Source organism: Citrobacter sp. MGH100, assembly GCF_001034465.1.
GTDB lineage: Bacteria > Pseudomonadota > Gammaproteobacteria > Enterobacterales > Enterobacteriaceae > Citrobacter > Citrobacter youngae.
In genome coordinates this window covers 1113807-1130136 of record NZ_KQ089800.1, presented here as the reverse complement: position 1 = coordinate 1130136, position 16330 = coordinate 1113807, and the positions used below count along the sequence as shown (strand labels likewise).

The window sequence follows — 16330 nt, the reverse complement described above, 5'->3', positions numbered from 1 at the left end:
AGTTATGTCATGAGTAAACTGTTAGATCGCTTTCGCTACTTTAAACAAAAGGGTGAGACATTTGCCGAGGGGCACGGGCAAGTGATGCACACCAACCGGGACTGGGAAGACAGCTATCGTCAGCGCTGGCAGTTCGACAAAATTGTGCGCTCTACCCACGGCGTGAACTGTACCGGCTCATGCAGCTGGAAAATCTACGTTAAAAACGGACTGGTGACCTGGGAAACACAGCAAACTGACTACCCGCGAACCCGTCCTGACTTGCCAAATCATGAGCCACGCGGCTGCCCGCGTGGTGCCAGCTATTCCTGGTATCTGTACAGCGCCAACCGCCTGAAATATCCGCTGGTGCGTAAACGTCTCATCGAGCTGTGGCGTGACGCCCTGTCCCGCCAGCCCGATCCGGTGCTGGCCTGGGAATCGATCATGAACGACCCGCAGAAGTGCCAGAGCTACAAACAGGTGCGCGGGCGCGGCGGGTTTATCCGTTCCAACTGGAAAGAGCTTAATCAACTGATTGCTGCTGCCAACGTCTGGACGGTAAAAACCTATGGCCCGGACCGCGTGGCCGGATTCTCGCCCATCCCCGCAATGTCGATGGTTTCCTACGCGGCGGGTACGCGCTATCTCTCACTTCTGGGCGGAACCTGCCTGAGCTTCTATGACTGGTACTGCGATTTACCGCCTGCGTCACCCATGACCTGGGGTGAGCAGACCGACGTTCCGGAGTCAGCCGACTGGTATAACTCCAGCTATATCATCGCCTGGGGGTCTAACGTGCCACAGACCCGTACCCCGGACGCCCACTTCTTCACGGAAGTACGCTACAAAGGCACCAAGACGATTGCCATTACGCCGGATTACTCGGAAGTCGCCAAACTCTGTGACCAGTGGCTGGCACCCAAACAAGGTACTGACAGCGCGCTGGCGATGGCAATGGGCCACGTCATCCTGAAAGAGTTCCACCTCGATAATCCCAGCGATTACTTCCTCAATTACTGTCGCCGCTATACCGACATGCCAATGCTGGTGCTGCTGGATGCCCGCGAAGATGGCAGCTACGTACCTGGACGCATCATGCGCGCTTCAGACCTGGTTGATGGCCTGGGCGAAAGCAACAATCCGGAGTGGAAAACGGTGGCTTTCAACCGCGCAGGCGAACTGGTTGTCCCGAACGGTTCGATTGGTTTTCGCTGGGGCGAAAAAGGCAAATGGAATCTCGAATCGCTGGCGGCTGGCGCTGAAACAGAGCTTTCCCTCTCGCTGCTTGGTCAGCATGATGACGTGACCGGCGTGGCATTCCCCTATTTCGGCGGCAACGAAAACCCACATTTTCGCAGCGTGAAGCAGGAGCCGGTGCTGATTCGACAATTGCCGGTAAAACGTCTCACCCTCGCAGATGGCAGCGTTTGTCCGGTGGTGAGCGTCTATGATCTGGTGCTGGCGAATTACGGCCTCGACCGTGGTCTGGATGATGTTCATAGCGCACAAGATTACAGCGAAGTAAAAGCCTACACCCCGGCCTGGGGTGAGCAAATTACCGGCGTGCCACGCCGTCATATCGAACAAATCGCCCGTGAGTTTGCCGATACCGCGCACAAAACGCATGGCCGTTCGATGATCATCCTCGGGGCTGGCGTTAACCACTGGTACCACATGGACATGAACTACCGTGGGATGATTAACATCCTCGTGTTCTGTGGTTGCGTGGGACAAAGCGGCGGCGGCTGGGCGCACTATGTGGGTCAGGAGAAACTGCGTCCGCAAACCGGCTGGTTGCCGCTGGCCTTTGCGCTGGACTGGAACCGCCCACCGCGTCAGATGAACAGCACCTCGTTTTTCTACAACCACTCCAGCCAGTGGCGCTATGAAAAACTCACTGCTCAGGAACTCCTCTCTCCGCTGGCCGATGCGTCGAAGTTTAGCGGACATTTGATTGACTTTAACGTACGTGCTGAACGAATGGGCTGGCTGCCCTCTGCGCCGCAGCTTAACCTTAACCCATTGACCGTCAAAGCGAAGGCAGAACAGGCTGGGTTATCTCCTGCGCAATACACTGCCGAAGCGCTGAAGTCGGGTGATATTCGTTTTGCCTGCGAGCAGCCGGATAGCGGCAAAAACCACCCACGCAACCTCTTCGTCTGGCGCTCTAACCTGCTCGGCTCCTCCGGTAAAGGGCATGAATACATGCTCAAATATCTGCTGGGTACCGAAAGCGGGATCCAGGGAGAAGCGCTCGGTTCAAGCGACGGTATTAAACCTGAAGAGGTTGAATGGCAGTCGGCGGCGATTGAAGGCAAGCTCGATCTGCTGGTGACGCTCGACTTCCGCATGTCCAGTACGTGTCTGTTCTCCGATATCGTGTTACCTACCGCCACCTGGTATGAAAAAGACGATATGAATACCTCGGATATGCATCCGTTTATTCACCCGCTGTCGGCTGCAGTCGATCCTGCCTGGGAGTCAAAAAGCGACTGGGAAATTTATAAAGGCATCGCCAAAGTGTTCTCCGAGGTCTGTGTGGGACATCTTGGGCAAGAGACGGATGTGGTGTTGCAACCACTGCAACACGACTCTCCGGCAGAGCTGGCGCAGCCGTTTGACATTCTGGACTGGCGCAAAGGCGAATGCGATCTCCTGCCGGGTAAAACAGCGCCGAATATTGCCGTTGTGGAGCGCGACTACCCCGCCACCTGGGAACGTTTCACTTCGCTCGGTCCACTCATGGACAAACTCGGCAACGGCGGGAAAGGCATTGCGTGGAATACCCAGGCGGAGGTCGATTTCCTCGGCAAGCTGAACTACACCAAACGCGAAGGTCCGGCAAAAGGCCGACCGCTGATTGATACCGCGCTGGATGCCTCTGAGGTGATCCTCGCCCTGGCGCCGGAAACCAACGGTCAGGTGGCGGTGAAGGCGTGGGAAGCGCTGGGGGCGATGACCGGTCGCGACCATACGCATCTGGCGTTGAACAAAGAAGACGAAAAGATTCGTTTTCGCGATATCCAGGCGCAGCCGCGCAAAATCATCTCCAGTCCGACCTGGTCCGGCCTTGAAAGCGAACATGTCTCCTATAACGCAGGCTATACCAACGTCCACGAGTTGATCCCATGGCGTACCCTGTCCGGTCGCCAGCAGCTGTACCAGGATCACGCGTGGATGCGAGCGTTCGGTGAAAGCCTGGTGGCGTATCGTCCGCCTATCGATACCCGCAGCGTCAGTGAAATGCGCGAGGTTCCGCCTAACGGCTTCCCGGAAAAAGCCCTCAACTTCCTGACGCCGCACCAGAAATGGGGGATCCACTCTACCTACAGTGAAAACCTGCTGATGCTGACGCTTTCGCGCGGCGGGCCGATTGTCTGGATCAGTGAAACTGATGCTAAGGAGTTAGGTATTGAAGACAACGACTGGATCGAAGCTTTCAATGCCAACGGCGCGCTCACCGCGCGTGCAGTGGTGAGTCAACGCGTGCCGCCGGGAATGACCATGATGTATCACGCCCAGGAGCGAATCATGAATATCCCTGGCTCCGAAGTCACCGGGATGCGTGGCGGGATCCATAACTCGGTCACCCGCGTCTGCCCGAAACCGACGCACATGATCGGCGGCTATGCGCAACTGGCATACAGCTTCAACTATTACGGGACGGTCGGCTCTAACCGCGATGAGTTCATCATGATTAGAAAAATGAAAAACATTAACTGGCTGGATGATGAAGGTCGCGATCAGGTACAGGAGGCGAAAAAATGAAAATACGCTCACAGGTAGGCATGGTTCTGAATCTGGATAAGTGCATCGGCTGCCACACCTGCTCCGTCACCTGTAAAAACGTCTGGACCGGGCGTGAAGGGATGGAATATGCGTGGTTTAACAACGTCGAGACCAAGCCGGGCATTGGTTACCCGAAAAACTGGGAAGATCAGGAAGAGTGGCAAGGCGGCTGGGTTCGCGATGTCAACGGCAAGATCAGACCGCGTCTGGGCGGTAAGATGGGCGTGATCACCAAAATTTTCGCCAACCCGGTGATCCCGCAAATCGATGATTACTATGAACCGTTTACCTACGATTATCAGCATCTGCATAGCGCGCCGGAGAGCAAGAATCAGCCCACCGCGCGTCCGCGTTCGCTGATAGATGGTAAACGGATGGACAAGATTATCTGGGGCCCCAACTGGGAAGAACTGCTTGGCGGCGAATTTTCAAAACGGGCCCGCAACCGTAACTTCGAGAAGATGCAAAAGGAGATGTACGGACAGTTCGAAAACACCTTCATGATGTATTTACCGCGCCTGTGCGAACACTGCCTGAACCCAAGCTGTGTCGCCACCTGCCCGAGCGGTGCTATTTATAAGCGTGAAGAAGACGGCATTGTGCTGATCGACCAGGACAAATGTCGCGGTTGGCGCTTGTGCATCAGTGGCTGTCCGTACAAAAAAATCTACTTTAACTGGAAGAGCGGTAAGTCAGAGAAGTGTATTTTCTGCTACCCGCGTATTGAGTCCGGCCAGCCGACGGTGTGTTCAGAAACCTGCGTTGGGCGTATCCGTTATCTCGGGGTATTGCTGTACGACGCCGACCGTATCGAGGAAGCAGCGAGCACCGAGCATGAAACCGATCTCTACGAGCGTCAGTGCGATGTGTTCCTTAACCCGCACGATCCGGCGGTGATTGAAGAAGCGCTTAAACAGGGTATTCCGCACAACGTCATCGAAGCGGCCCAACGTTCACCGGTTTACAAAATGGCGATGGACTGGAAGCTGGCGCTACCACTGCATCCGGAATACCGCACCCTGCCGATGGTCTGGTACGTGCCGCCGTTGTCACCGATTCAGTCAGTCGCCGACGCGGGCGGACTGCCGCACAATGGCAACATTTTGCCTGCGGTTGAGTCGCTGCGCATTCCGGTACAGTACCTCGCCAATATGCTTAGCGCGGGCGATACCGGCCCGGTACTGCGCGCCCTGAAACGGATGATGGCGATGCGCCACTATATGCGTTCGCAAACCGTAGAAGGTGTTACGGATACTCGCGCGATTGAGGAAGTGGGTCTGAGCGTTGAACAGGTTGAGGAGATGTACCGCTATCTGGCCATCGCCAACTATGAAGACCGCTTTGTGATCCCAACCAGCCATCGTGAAATGGCGCGTGATGCCTTCCCGGAGAAAAACGGCTGCGGCTTTACCTTCGGCGACGGCTGTCACGGCTCGGACACTAAGTTCAATCTGTTTAACAGTAGCCGCATTGACGCTATCGATATCACCGAAGTACGCGATAAAGCGGAGGGTCAATAATGCAAATCCTCAAGGTTATCGGTCTGCTGATGGAATACCCCGACGAGCTGCTATGGGAGTGTAAAGACGACGCGCTGGCGCTTGTGGCCAGCGATGCTCCAATGCTGAGCGATTTTAGCCAGGAACTGCTCAATGCGCCGTTACTGGATAAACAAGCTGAATGGTGCGAAATCTTTGACCGGGGCCGGGCCACCTCTCTGCTGTTGTTTGAACACGTGCACGCCGAGTCCCGCGACCGTGGTCAGGCGATGGTCGATCTGTTGGCGCAGTACGAAAAGGTCGGGCTGCAGCTTAACTGTCGTGAACTGCCGGATCACCTGCCTTTATATCTTGAGTACTTAAGCGTGTTACCGGAAGCGGAGGCCAAAGAAGGACTGCAGAACGTCGCACCGATTCTGGCGTTGCTGGGTGGGCGTTTGAAGCAGCGCGATACACCGTGGTATCAACTGTTTGATGCCCTGTTGCAGCTTGCCGGAAGCCCTCTGTCAAGTGACAGTGTCACTAAACAGGTTAGCACGGAAACCCGCGACGATACCCGTCAGGCGCTGGATGCGGTCTGGGAGGAGGAACAGGTGAAGTTTATCGAGGATAACGCCACCACCTGTGACAGTTCACCGTTACAAAACTATCAACGACGCTTTAGCCAGGACGTGGCACCTCAGTATGTCGACGTCAGCGCGGGAGGCCCGAAATGATACAGTACCTGAACGTTTTTTTTTACGATATCTATCCGTACCTGTGCGGTACGGTGTTTATCCTCGGCAGTTGGCTACGCTACGACTACGGGCAATACACATGGCGCGCCTCTTCCAGCCAGATGCTGGACAAACGCGGTATGGTGTTGTGGTCAAACTTATTCCATATCGGCATTCTGGGGATATTTTTCGGGCACCTGTTTGGCATGTTAACGCCGCACTGGATGTATGCCTGGTTTCTGCCGATTGCGGTAAAGCAACAGATGGCAATGATTGCCGGTGGGCTATGTGGCGTGCTGACACTGGTAGGTGGCGCGGGCCTGCTGGTGCGCCGACTGACTAACCCGCGCATTCGCGCAACCTCCTCGACCGCCGATATTCTGATCCTGTGTATCCTACTGATTCAGTGTATCCTCGGCCTGACCACCATCCCGTTTTCGGCACAACATCCAGACGGCAGTGAAATGCTGAAACTGGTCGGTTGGGCGCAGTCGGTCGTCACCTTCCAGGGCGGTGCGTCTGCGCATCTGGATGGCGTGGCGTGGATTTTCCGTGTGCATCTGGTGCTGGGGATGACCATTTTCCTGCTGTTCCCGTTCACCCGCCTGGTTCACGTGTGGAGTGCGCCGTTTGAGTACTTTACCCGCCGTTATCAGATAGTGCGTTCGCGCCGCTAATTTCCTCTGCTGCCCGGTAGCGCGTGCGCTTACCGGGCAACATCGCTATCCCGCTTCTTGTACGTTATGATGCTTCTCCATTCCAGGAGAACGCTAATGAAACCACAGGTTTATCACGTCGATGCCTTTACCTCAGTACCCTTTCGCGGCAATTCAGCGGGTGTGGTGTTGCATGCTGACGGACTGAGTGACGCCCAGATGCAGCTCATTGCTCGCGAGCTGCGCCATTCGGAAACGGCTTTTCTACTGACCAGTGACGACAGCGATGTTCGCATTCGTTATTTCACGCCGACGGTCGAAGTTCCTATCTGTGGACACGCTACCGTCGCCGCACATTACGTGCGGGCCAACGTGCTGGGTCTGGGCAACAGCACCGTCTGGCAAACCTCGCTCGCCGGTCGTCATCGGGTCAATATTGAATTGAGCGACAATGACTATCGCATCAGTCTTGAACAAGGCGTACCTGGATTCGAAGCTCCGCTGGAAGGTGCTGTACGTGCCGCGATAATCGATGCGCTGCACCTGAGTGAAGACGATATGTTGCCCGGATTACCCATTCAGGTAGCCACCACCGGACACTCTAAAGTGATGATTGCGCTGAAGCCTGAGGTGGACCTCGACGCCCTTTCCCCTGATTTGCCTGCCCTGACCGCTATCAGCCAGCAAATTGGCTGTAACGGGTTCTTCCCTTTTCAAATTCGCAAGGACGAAAACGCCACCGATGGCCGCATGTTCTCGCCAGCTATTGGTATTGTGGAAGATCCGGTCACCGGCAACGCGAATGGTCCAATGGGCGCGTGGCTGGTACACCATAACCTGATGGCTCATGATGGCAAAACATTGCATGTTCAGGGCCACCAGGGTCGCGCGCTCGGGCGTGACGGTATTGTTGATGTGACGGTGACTATCCGTGATAACCAGCCTGAGAAAGTAACGATTTCCGGCTCTGCTGTGATCCTGTTTCACGCCGAATGGGCGATCGATTTTTAAATCTTCAGGTAGGCCGGATAAGGCGATTACGCCGCATCCGGCATTAATTCTGATGCCCCTATTTTCCCGCCTCCGGATGTGTATCAAACGCCGCCATTACTGTCGCCAGCTCATCCAGGGTAAACCCATGCTTCGCGTCATCCACGCCCAGTCCAAACCGTTCCTGCAACAGCGTATACAGGCTGGCGACGTCAGGCAGATTAATCTGCTCTATCGCGTGACCGTCCTGATAATGGGTAAAGTGGAAATTGGTCAACGTCAGCTTGCCGCCGTCAGGTAAATGACGACACATCAGCAGATGGTGGCGGAAATGCGACTGCGGCCAGTGCGCAGACCAGAAGTTACCCATCAGATAATCGCTGTGATGTTGCACCACCAGATCGAATCGGTACATTGACTGCCAGTGATCATGATGGCGGAACTGCAATATCCAGTCTTCCCCCTCCTGAATCAACCGATAGTCGCCGTGTGGCGTTTGCTGCTCAATATCGGCCTGCAGACGAATCGGCGCCGTTAGCGTTTGCCCGCCGAAGCCAACGTCGGCGATCCACTGTTCATCCTGTAATTCAACCAGTAACAGGCGATGCGTGCGCGGCGGCAGACTTGACGGATTAGCCAATACCACGCGTCCCAGCAAACTGCGTACGGTAAAGCCGATTTCGCGTAGCGCCCGTTCAAATACACCATTTTGTTCAAAGCAATAGCCACCGCGGCGGGCAGTGACCAACTTCTCTTCAAGGGACAGATCGTCAAGCTGCATTTCACGCGGCAGCAGCACATCAAGATTTTCAAAGGGTATGGCACCGTTATGCAGTAAGTGTAGCGCTCTCAACGTTTCAATGTCGACGTTGGGCGCATCTGACCAGCCAATACGGGCAAAATAAGCGTTTAAAAAAGGCGTCATACGGGATTCCTGTTTGTTGAATGTTGTACTTATAACGCATTTTTAATTTTACGCCGTCGCTTTTGTGCGCTGTTCACCCCGGTGAGGCGACAAAATCGCTAATCCCGTTACTATCTATGTTTATTGTGATGTCATTTTTATTCTGCCGAGGAGTCACTATGAGTCATTTTCGTCCGGTTGAATTACAACACGCCAGCCGACTGCTTAATCACGGCCCCACCATTTTGATAACCAGTCGTGACGCGAATACAGAACGGCGTAATGTGATGGCGGCCGCGTGGTCAATGCCCGTGGAATTTGATCCGCCGAGGGTGGCCATTGTTGTCGACAAGACCGCCTGGTCACGCGAACTGATCGAGCGTAGCGGGCAATTTGGTATTGTTATTCCAGGGGTTGCCGCGACCAACTGGACCTATGCCGTGGGGAGTGTTTCCGGTCGAATAGAAGATAAGTTCAACTGCTACGGTATTCCGGTGGTCAACGGCCCGGTATTGGGATTACCGCTAATAGAAGCCAAGTGTCTCGCCTGGATGGAATGCCGCCTGCTTCCTGCCACAGCGGCTCAGGACAAATATGATACCTTGTTTGGCGAAGTGGTTTCTGCCGCTGCCGATGAGCGGGTATTTGTGCAAGGACGCTGGCAGTTTGATGATGGCAAACTCAATACCTTGCACCACCTTGGCGCCGGAACGTTTGTCACCAGCGGGAAACGTATAACAGCGGCTGAATAATACGGGCGCAATAATCGCCCGTTCTCGTTCACATGCTGTAGCCTGGTTTTTTAATCAATGTGTCCATCTGCGGTGCGATTTCCGCATCCCACACGCCCTGCCACGCCTCGGGCTCAATTTCATTGAGCGCCACGCTGACCGAGCTGTCTTTGCTTTGCAAATGACGAATAATGACCTCGGTAATATCCGCCGCCAGCGCGGTTTTTTGTTCGTTGGTAAGGGAGCGAGGAAAGCATTTGATATCGACGTGCGGCATAGCAGATTCCTTAATGTTTTGGGATGCAGGTAACTTATGCAGACTCTCGTTCTACCAGGTGAAACCCGACGTCAATAATATCGTCTTCACGCGGAATTTGTTCGATTCGATCGGCAAGCAGTGTGGCGGCACGCTGTCCAATGGCCCGTCGGTCGACGCTGATTGTGGTGATAGCTGGTCGGTTACTGGCGGCAAAATCAAGATCGCCAAAACCGATTACCGCTAGCTCTTGTGGCACGCATAGACCACGGCTTTCGGCTTCCATGATCGCTCCCTGGGCTAACGTATCTGAGCTACAGACAATGACATCGAACGTACGTTCAGCCAATAGCTGAGCTAATCCACTGCGCCCCAATGCCAGAGAGGCCGGAAGCGGGACATCTATCTGTGCGTCAGCCGCAATACCATGACGTCTCAGCGCATCGCACAGTCCTTGTTTACGCTGGCCGGCCCGGCGATCGGCTGTCCATAGCAAACCAGGACGGCGATAACCTTTTTTCAGCAAGTAGTCTGCTACCGCCTGACCGACTTTTTCGTGCGAAAACCCGACCAGCATATCAATGGGGGTTGGCGTTAAATCCCAGATCTCCACAACCGGAATGGCCGCATTAAGAATCACCTTTTTCATCCCGGCGGTATGATGGATACCGGTGAGCACGACGCCATCCGGGCGGCGAGAAAGCAGCGTCGCCACCAGCTCAGCCTCTGTTTGCGGCGTGTAACCTGATACGCAGAGCAAGATGTGGTATCCGCGTTCGGCCAGTTCATCGCTTAATGACTGAATGGTATCGACAAACATATTGTTGTTAATTTGCGGAACAACCACGGCGATAAGCTTGCTGCGACGCGACGCCAGCCCCCCGGCCAGCGCGTTGGGAATGTAGCCGGTGGCGCGTACCGCCTGCATCACTTTTTCCACCGTTTTCGGGCGCACCAACTGCGGAGTATTTAGCGCCCTGCTCACCGTCATGGGTGACAATCCCGCGGTACGGGCCACATCTTCCAGCGTGGGTGCTCGCGGAGGTCTGGCGTTTTTCACTGTCGATGCCCTTGTCAAAAATCGCTGATTTATCCTGGCATTATTCATCATGATTTCGGCTATTGCTAGCATGGCTCTGTGATAACACTGGGAAAACAGCAGCTTAGATTGTCATCTCTGAGCAAAATGATAGCGATATCATAAAGATTTGTGCATTTCCCCATAAAGTATTGGAATGTGATGCTGTATACAAGTTATCGCCCTTTTATCTTCGTATTTGTGAGCAATTGTTCAAATCGCAATCAATTCGCTGGTGCAGTGATTTCGCTAACATTAAAAATGATAGCGCAATCATTTATTAATCACCAGGAGAGAATAAGATGTCTTTAAGTGCTAATTCCGATGCCGTAACCTATGCCAAATCGGCCAATGCAAAAACCGCGGCAGAAACCGGCGACCGTATCGAATGGGTTAAGCTATCCCTCGCTTTCCTTCCCCTGGCAACACCGGTAAGCGATGCCAAAGTGCTGACTGGTCGTCAGAAACCACTAACCGAAGTCGCCATAATCATCGCCGAGATCCGCAGTCGCGACGGGTTTGAAGGCGTGGGATTTAGTTACTCCAAGCGTGCTGGCGGTCAGGGGATCTACGCGCATGCCAAAGAAATTGCCGATAACCTGTTAGGTGAAGATCCAAACGATATTGACAAGATCTATACCAAGCTGTTGTGGGCTGGGGCTTCCGTAGGACGCAGCGGCATGGCGGTTCAGGCCATCTCCCCTATCGATATCGCTTTATGGGATATGAAGGCCAAGCGTGCAGGATTGCCGCTGGCAAAACTGCTTGGCGCGCATCGTGACTCCGTACAATGCTACAACACCTCCGGCGGATTCCTGCATACGCCGCTGGATCAGGTGCTTAAAAACGTGGTTATTTCCCGTGAAAACGGTATTGGCGGCATCAAACTCAAGGTCGGTCAACCAAACTGCGCCGAAGATATTCGCCGCTTAACCGCGGTGCGTGAAGCGCTGGGTGATGATTTCCCGCTGATGGTCGATGCCAATCAGCAGTGGGACCGGGAAACCGCCATCCGTATGGGACGTAAAATGGAGCAGTTCAATCTGATCTGGATTGAAGAGCCGCTGGATGCCTACGATGTTGAAGGTCACGCCCAACTGGCTGCCGCGCTGGATACCCCGATTGCTACCGGTGAGATGTTGACCAGCTTCCGCGAACATGAACAGCTGATCCTCGGCAATGCCAGCGATTTTGTCCAACCCGATGCGCCGCGTGTGGGCGGGATTTCACCGTTCCTTAAAATTATGGATCTGGCGGCAAAACACGGACGAAAACTGGCACCCCACTTCGCCATGGAAGTTCACCTGCATTTGTCCGCCGCTTATCCGCTTGAGCCATGGCTGGAACATTTCGAATGGCTGAATCCGCTATTTAATGAACAGCTTGAGCTGCGCGATGGGCGGATGTGGATATCTGACCGTCACGGTCTGGGGTTCAGCATCAGCGAACAAGCGCGCCGCTGGACACAATTAACCTGCGAGTTTGGTAAACGTCCTTAATTTATTTGGCGGGTAAGTAATACCCGCCCTCTTCCCTACAGAAACGCTCTCAACCTTATGAAAGGAGTGGGTGATGAACACAATAATAAAGCGCACAAAAGTGCGTTACGGCATTTTGATATTTCTGTTTCTTGCTACCGTATTTAATTACGCCGATCGCGCGACGTTATCCGTGGTGGCTCCAATAATGAGCAAAGAATTAGGTTTTGATCCTGAAGCAATGGGGCTGGCCTTTTCTGCTTTCGGTATTTCTTATGTCATTATGCAACTGCCCGGCGGCTGGCTACTGGATCGCTATGGTTCTCGTCTGGTATACGGCTGCGCCCTGATTGGCTGGTCGCTGGTGACCATGTTCCAGGGCACCATTTATCTGTACGCCAGCCCGCTTGTCGTATTGATTATCTTACGATTACTGATGGGTGCCATTGAAGCTCCGGCCTTTCCAGCCAACAGCCGATTAAGCGTGCAGTGGTTTCCGAATAACGAACGAGGCTTTGTCACCTCAGTTTATCAGGCCGCGCAATATATCTCGCTAGGGATTATTACGCCGCTCATGACGATTATTTTGCATAATCTGAGCTGGCACTTTGTTTTTTATTATATCGGGGCTATTGGCGTTATTCTTGGCATCTTCTGGCTGGTCAAAGTCAGGGATCCCATGCATCATCCGAAGGTAAACCAACAGGAAATTGACTATATCCTAGAAGGCGGTGGCGAACCGTCGCTGGGCAATAAAAAAGAGCCGCAGAAAATTACCTTTACGCAAATTAAGAGCGTCTGCGTCAATCGCATGATGATTGGCGTTTATATCGGACAGTTCTGCGTGACGTCAATTACCTGGTTCTTCCTGACCTGGTTTCCTACCTATCTGTATCAGGCTAAAGGAATGTCGATCCTCAAAGTGGGATTTGTCGCCAGTATTCCTGCCATTGCCGGTTTTATCGGTGGATTATTAGGCGGCGTGTTCTCCGACTGGCTACTAAAACGCGGCTACAGCTTGACGATTGCCCGTAAGCTGCCGGTGATCTGTGGAATGCTACTTTCCTGCGTCATCGTTATCGCGAATTACACCTCGTCAGAGTTTGTAGTTATCGCCGCGATGAGCCTGGCGTTTTTCGCCAAAGGCTTTGGCAATCTGGGATGGTGCGTTCTCAGCGATACCTCGCCAAAAGAAGTGCTTGGCATTGCAGGCGGCGTATTCAATATGTGCGGCAATATGGCAAGTATCATTACGCCACTGGTGATCGGCGTCATTCTGGCGAATACCCAGTCTTTTGATTACGCCATTCTGTACGTCGGTTCGATGGGGCTGATTGGCCTGATTTCTTATCTGTTTATCGTGGGTCCGTTGGATCGTATTACGCTGACGCCTTCTGCTGCGTAATTTAAACTTATGGCGATGATAGTTCGCCCGCTGTTCCGGGAATTGCACTCCTGCGGAACAGCGTTTTTTTATTCAAATAATCTTATTGCTTTTCAGGACAGTACGCAGCCGCGGGATTTGACAAACCGCGTCCGCGATGGCGCTAATATTAGGCGTATTATCCTGGAACCAGTCATGTCCAGGCCCCCAGGTGCGCATAACGGCAATATAAACGTCCAGCAACGTGAGCTGATCGCCAAACGCGTACGGTTCGGCGCTTAGCTGGTCGTTCAGCCACATATAAAGCGATTTACGGTACTCAATACAGTTCTTTTTCAACTGCGCCGGAGCATCTGGCGTCCAGCGTTCGGGATAATCAGCATAGGTAAACGTGGGATAGACATTTGCCACCAGCCATATCAGCAGGCGCTGAAATTGTTGACGTTCCACATGTCCGACAGGCGGGGCCAGATCGGGCCTGCGATCAAGAATCATCAGCGCAATAGCCGCCGTTTCCGTCATAATGTCGCCATTTTCCATCCTGAGCGTTGGAATCTGGCACAGCGGATTCATTTTTTTAAGTAACTCCCGCGAAGGGCCGTCACTGTCAAAGCCGTCCACATTAATAAACGTGTAAGGGATCTCCGCCAGTGTGAGCATCACTTCACTGATGGCCGATCCCCAGCCCGGCACCCCATAGACTTTCATCATGCTGCAACCCTCAATGTTAAAACCCTAAGTGTAGAGCAGCATTCGCGTGTCTATGCAGTCATCATTATTACTCTCATAATAACAATATCCGTGCCAGAGCGAACACCAGGAGAGTAAGAGATGCGTTCCAGTATGTTTGAATACATGAGCATTTTTGTGCAGGTCGTGGAGCAAGGGGGATTCGCCAAAGCTGCCGATGTGCTGCACCTGCACCGCCCCGCGGTGACGAAAGCAATCCAGCATCTTGAGGACGATCTGGGGACGAAACTCCTGAACCGAACGACGCGGAAGGTTACCCTGACCGAAGAAGGTGACGCATTTTACCAACGAACCAAAGTACTGCTTGGTGACGTGGATGACATCATGGCCTCTTTCTCACCGACACGGCCTCCACGTGGAAAGCTCAGGATCAATGCTCCACTGTCGTTGGCTCACTCGATTATAGTCCCTGCGCTAAGCGACTTTCAGTCACGCTATCCGGACATTGAGATTGTACTCACCTCCACTGACCGCAAAATTGATCTGCTTGCGGAGGGGATCGACTGCATGATCCGCATTGGCGAGTTGCAGGACTCCTCGCTGATATCCCGACGACTTGGCGAGGTAAAAATGGTGACCTGTGCGTCCGCAGATTATCTGGCTATACGGGGCATCCCACAGACACCGGATGATTTGGCTCAGCATCAGGCACTCAACTTCTTTAGCGAACGTCATCGTGACGCGCTGGAGTGGTCCTTCATCAACGAAGGGAAAACGGTATCTATCATACCAGCAAGCCGAATGAGCGTAGACAACTCCGACATTCTGCTAACAGGTTGTTTATCAGGATTGGGGATCATACACGGGGTTCACGCCGTACTGGCACCCTACCTCGAGTCGGGCCAGCTCGTTGAGGTGCTGGGTGACTATGCGGGGGAAGCTAAACCCGTTTCCGTGCTCTACCCGGACAGACGTCATCTTGCCCCGCGCGTGCGGGTGTTTATTGACTGGCTGTGTGCGCTTTTTAACGAGCAAAAACCGCGCCTGCAGGGATTATTACAATCTGAGTAATAGTGAAGTTCCATAACGGCGGTTTTTCGCCCCCACCGGAACCGATACATTGTGCGGACTCAAGTCAGAACAATTTACCGAGGTCCGCTATGTCTAAAGTCGTGGTTTTCAATCAAACAGGTGGCGCTGATGTGCTGAATATTCAGGATATTCAGACCCCGGCTCCGCTTGCAAACGATGTTCAGATCCGCGTTCGCGCAATAGGTATTAACCGGGCGGAAATTATGTACCGTACCGGACAATATATTTACCAACCCAATTTTCCTGCTCGCCTGGGCTATGAAGCCTCCGGCATTGTTGAAGCCGTCGGTGACAATGTGCACGAGTTCGCACCAGGCGATAGCGTGAGCGTCATTCCGGCATTCAGCTTTCATGAGTACGGTATGTATGGCGAAATCGTCAATGCGCCTGTTCATGCGGTCGTCAAACATCCTGAAAACCTGAGCTTTGCCGAGGCCGCCGCCAGTTGGATGATGTATGTGACGGCTTTTGGCGCGCTGGTCGAATATGCCAATATCGGGCCTGGCGATAACGTGCTGATCAATGCTGCGTCCAGCAGTGTCGGGCTGGCAGCGATACAGATAGCCAATATGCTCGGGGCAAAACCGATTGCGATGACGCGCACCAGTGAGAAGCGCGCCCAGCTTCTACAACTTGGCGCGGCAGAGGTTATCGCCAGTCAGGAGCAGGATCTGGTCGTGGAAATTAATCGTATAACCGATGGCAAAGGTACCCGCGTGGTCTTCGACCCGGTCGGCGGCCCCGGTGTGGCGAAAATAGCCCAGGTAATGCCCGCCGGAGGGTTATTTTTCCAGTACGGTTCGCTGGACGGTCGCGATCTGTCGATCCCGGTGATTGAGATCCTTGGCCGTCATCTGACCTTCCGCGGCTATGAGCTTTTCGAAATCACCACTGATGCTGAAAAACTGGCACGAGCTAAACGTTTCATCTTTGAAGGATTGCAATCGGGGCAACTCAAGCCACTGATTGATAAAACCTTTGCGTTTGATGACATCGCTAAGGCCCACCAGTATATGGAGGCCAACGGTCAGGTAGGCAAAATCGTCGTTACCCTGTAATCGCTGTGCGGCACAGCCTTGTGCCGC

14 protein-coding genes are annotated in these 16330 nt (G+C 53.6%); 10 read left to right on the top strand and 4 right to left on the bottom strand.

The window, feature by feature from the left end; all coding sequences use genetic code 11:
• The first annotated feature begins 9 nt into the window (after positions 1 to 9).
• From SK32_RS05325 to SK32_RS05305, 5 genes are all read left to right on the top strand, one after another.
• Positions 10 to 3750 carry a nitrate reductase subunit alpha gene (locus SK32_RS05325; protein WP_048211638.1) on the top strand — a complete coding sequence of 1247 codons (3741 nt, stop codon included), beginning with the start codon at positions 10 to 12 and terminating at the stop codon, positions 3748 to 3750.
• Complete coding sequence (narH, locus tag SK32_RS05320; protein WP_048211637.1) at positions 3747 to 5291, top strand: nitrate reductase subunit beta; 1545 nt, start codon at positions 3747 to 3749, stop codon at positions 5289 to 5291. The genes SK32_RS05325 and narH overlap by 4 nt, the downstream gene beginning before the upstream one ends.
• A complete protein-coding gene (narW, locus tag SK32_RS05315) occupies positions 5291 to 5986 on the top strand; it encodes a nitrate reductase molybdenum cofactor assembly chaperone (protein WP_048211636.1) in 696 nt (231 codons plus the stop codon). The genes narH and narW overlap by 1 nt, the downstream gene beginning before the upstream one ends.
• Complete coding sequence (gene narI, locus SK32_RS05310) at positions 5983 to 6663, top strand: respiratory nitrate reductase subunit gamma (protein ID WP_048211635.1); 681 nt, start codon at positions 5983 to 5985, stop codon at positions 6661 to 6663. Before narW ends, narI begins: the two co-directional genes overlap by 4 nt.
• 96 nt (positions 6664 to 6759) lie before the next feature.
• Positions 6760 to 7653, top strand: coding sequence for a PhzF family isomerase (locus SK32_RS05305; protein ID WP_048211634.1), 894 nt, complete (start codon positions 6760 to 6762; stop codon positions 7651 to 7653).
• A gap of 58 nt (positions 7654 to 7711) precedes the next feature.
• Here the strand turns inward: SK32_RS05305 and nhoA are convergent, their stop codons facing one another.
• Positions 7712 to 8557, bottom strand: a complete 846-nt coding sequence (gene nhoA / locus SK32_RS05300; RefSeq protein ID WP_048211633.1) for an N-hydroxyarylamine O-acetyltransferase — start codon at positions 8555 to 8557, stop codon at positions 7712 to 7714.
• A 158-nt stretch (positions 8558 to 8715) separates the two neighbouring features.
• Between nhoA and SK32_RS05295 the strand changes: the two genes are divergently transcribed.
• A complete protein-coding gene (locus tag SK32_RS05295; RefSeq protein ID WP_005126787.1) occupies positions 8716 to 9288 on the top strand; it encodes a flavin reductase family protein in 573 nt (190 codons plus the stop codon).
• Between the two features lie 28 nt (positions 9289 to 9316).
• Here SK32_RS05295 and pptA read toward each other — a convergent pair whose 3' ends face one another.
• Positions 9317 to 9544, bottom strand: a complete 228-nt coding sequence (pptA, locus tag SK32_RS05290) for a tautomerase PptA (protein ID WP_048211632.1) — start codon at positions 9542 to 9544, stop codon at positions 9317 to 9319.
• Between the two features lie 34 nt (positions 9545 to 9578).
• Complete coding sequence (locus tag SK32_RS05285) at positions 9579 to 10631, bottom strand: LacI family DNA-binding transcriptional regulator (RefSeq protein ID WP_370551899.1); 1053 nt, start codon at positions 10629 to 10631, stop codon at positions 9579 to 9581.
• Between the two features lie 272 nt (positions 10632 to 10903).
• On the opposite strand from SK32_RS05285, the gene SK32_RS05280 reads away from it, so the two are divergent.
• A complete protein-coding gene (locus SK32_RS05280) occupies positions 10904 to 12100 on the top strand; it encodes an L-talarate/galactarate dehydratase (protein ID WP_048211630.1) in 1197 nt (398 codons plus the stop codon).
• A 73-nt stretch (positions 12101 to 12173) separates the two neighbouring features.
• Positions 12174 to 13484 carry an MFS transporter gene (locus SK32_RS05275; protein WP_048211629.1) on the top strand — a complete coding sequence of 437 codons (1311 nt, stop codon included), beginning with the start codon at positions 12174 to 12176 and terminating at the stop codon, positions 13482 to 13484.
• Between the two features lie 72 nt (positions 13485 to 13556).
• Here SK32_RS05275 and SK32_RS05270 read toward each other — a convergent pair whose 3' ends face one another.
• Positions 13557 to 14174, bottom strand: coding sequence for a glutathione S-transferase family protein (locus SK32_RS05270; RefSeq protein ID WP_048211628.1), 618 nt, complete (start codon positions 14172 to 14174; stop codon positions 13557 to 13559).
• A gap of 120 nt (positions 14175 to 14294) precedes the next feature.
• Here SK32_RS05270 and SK32_RS05265 point away from each other — a divergent pair, with 120 nt between their 5' ends.
• A complete protein-coding gene (locus tag SK32_RS05265) occupies positions 14295 to 15224 on the top strand; it encodes a LysR family transcriptional regulator (protein ID WP_048211627.1) in 930 nt (309 codons plus the stop codon).
• An 89-nt stretch (positions 15225 to 15313) separates the two neighbouring features.
• Positions 15314 to 16303 carry a zinc-dependent alcohol dehydrogenase family protein gene (locus tag SK32_RS05260; RefSeq protein ID WP_048211626.1) on the top strand — a complete coding sequence of 330 codons (990 nt, stop codon included), beginning with the start codon at positions 15314 to 15316 and terminating at the stop codon, positions 16301 to 16303.
• The last annotated feature ends 27 nt before the right edge of the window (positions 16304 to 16330 follow it).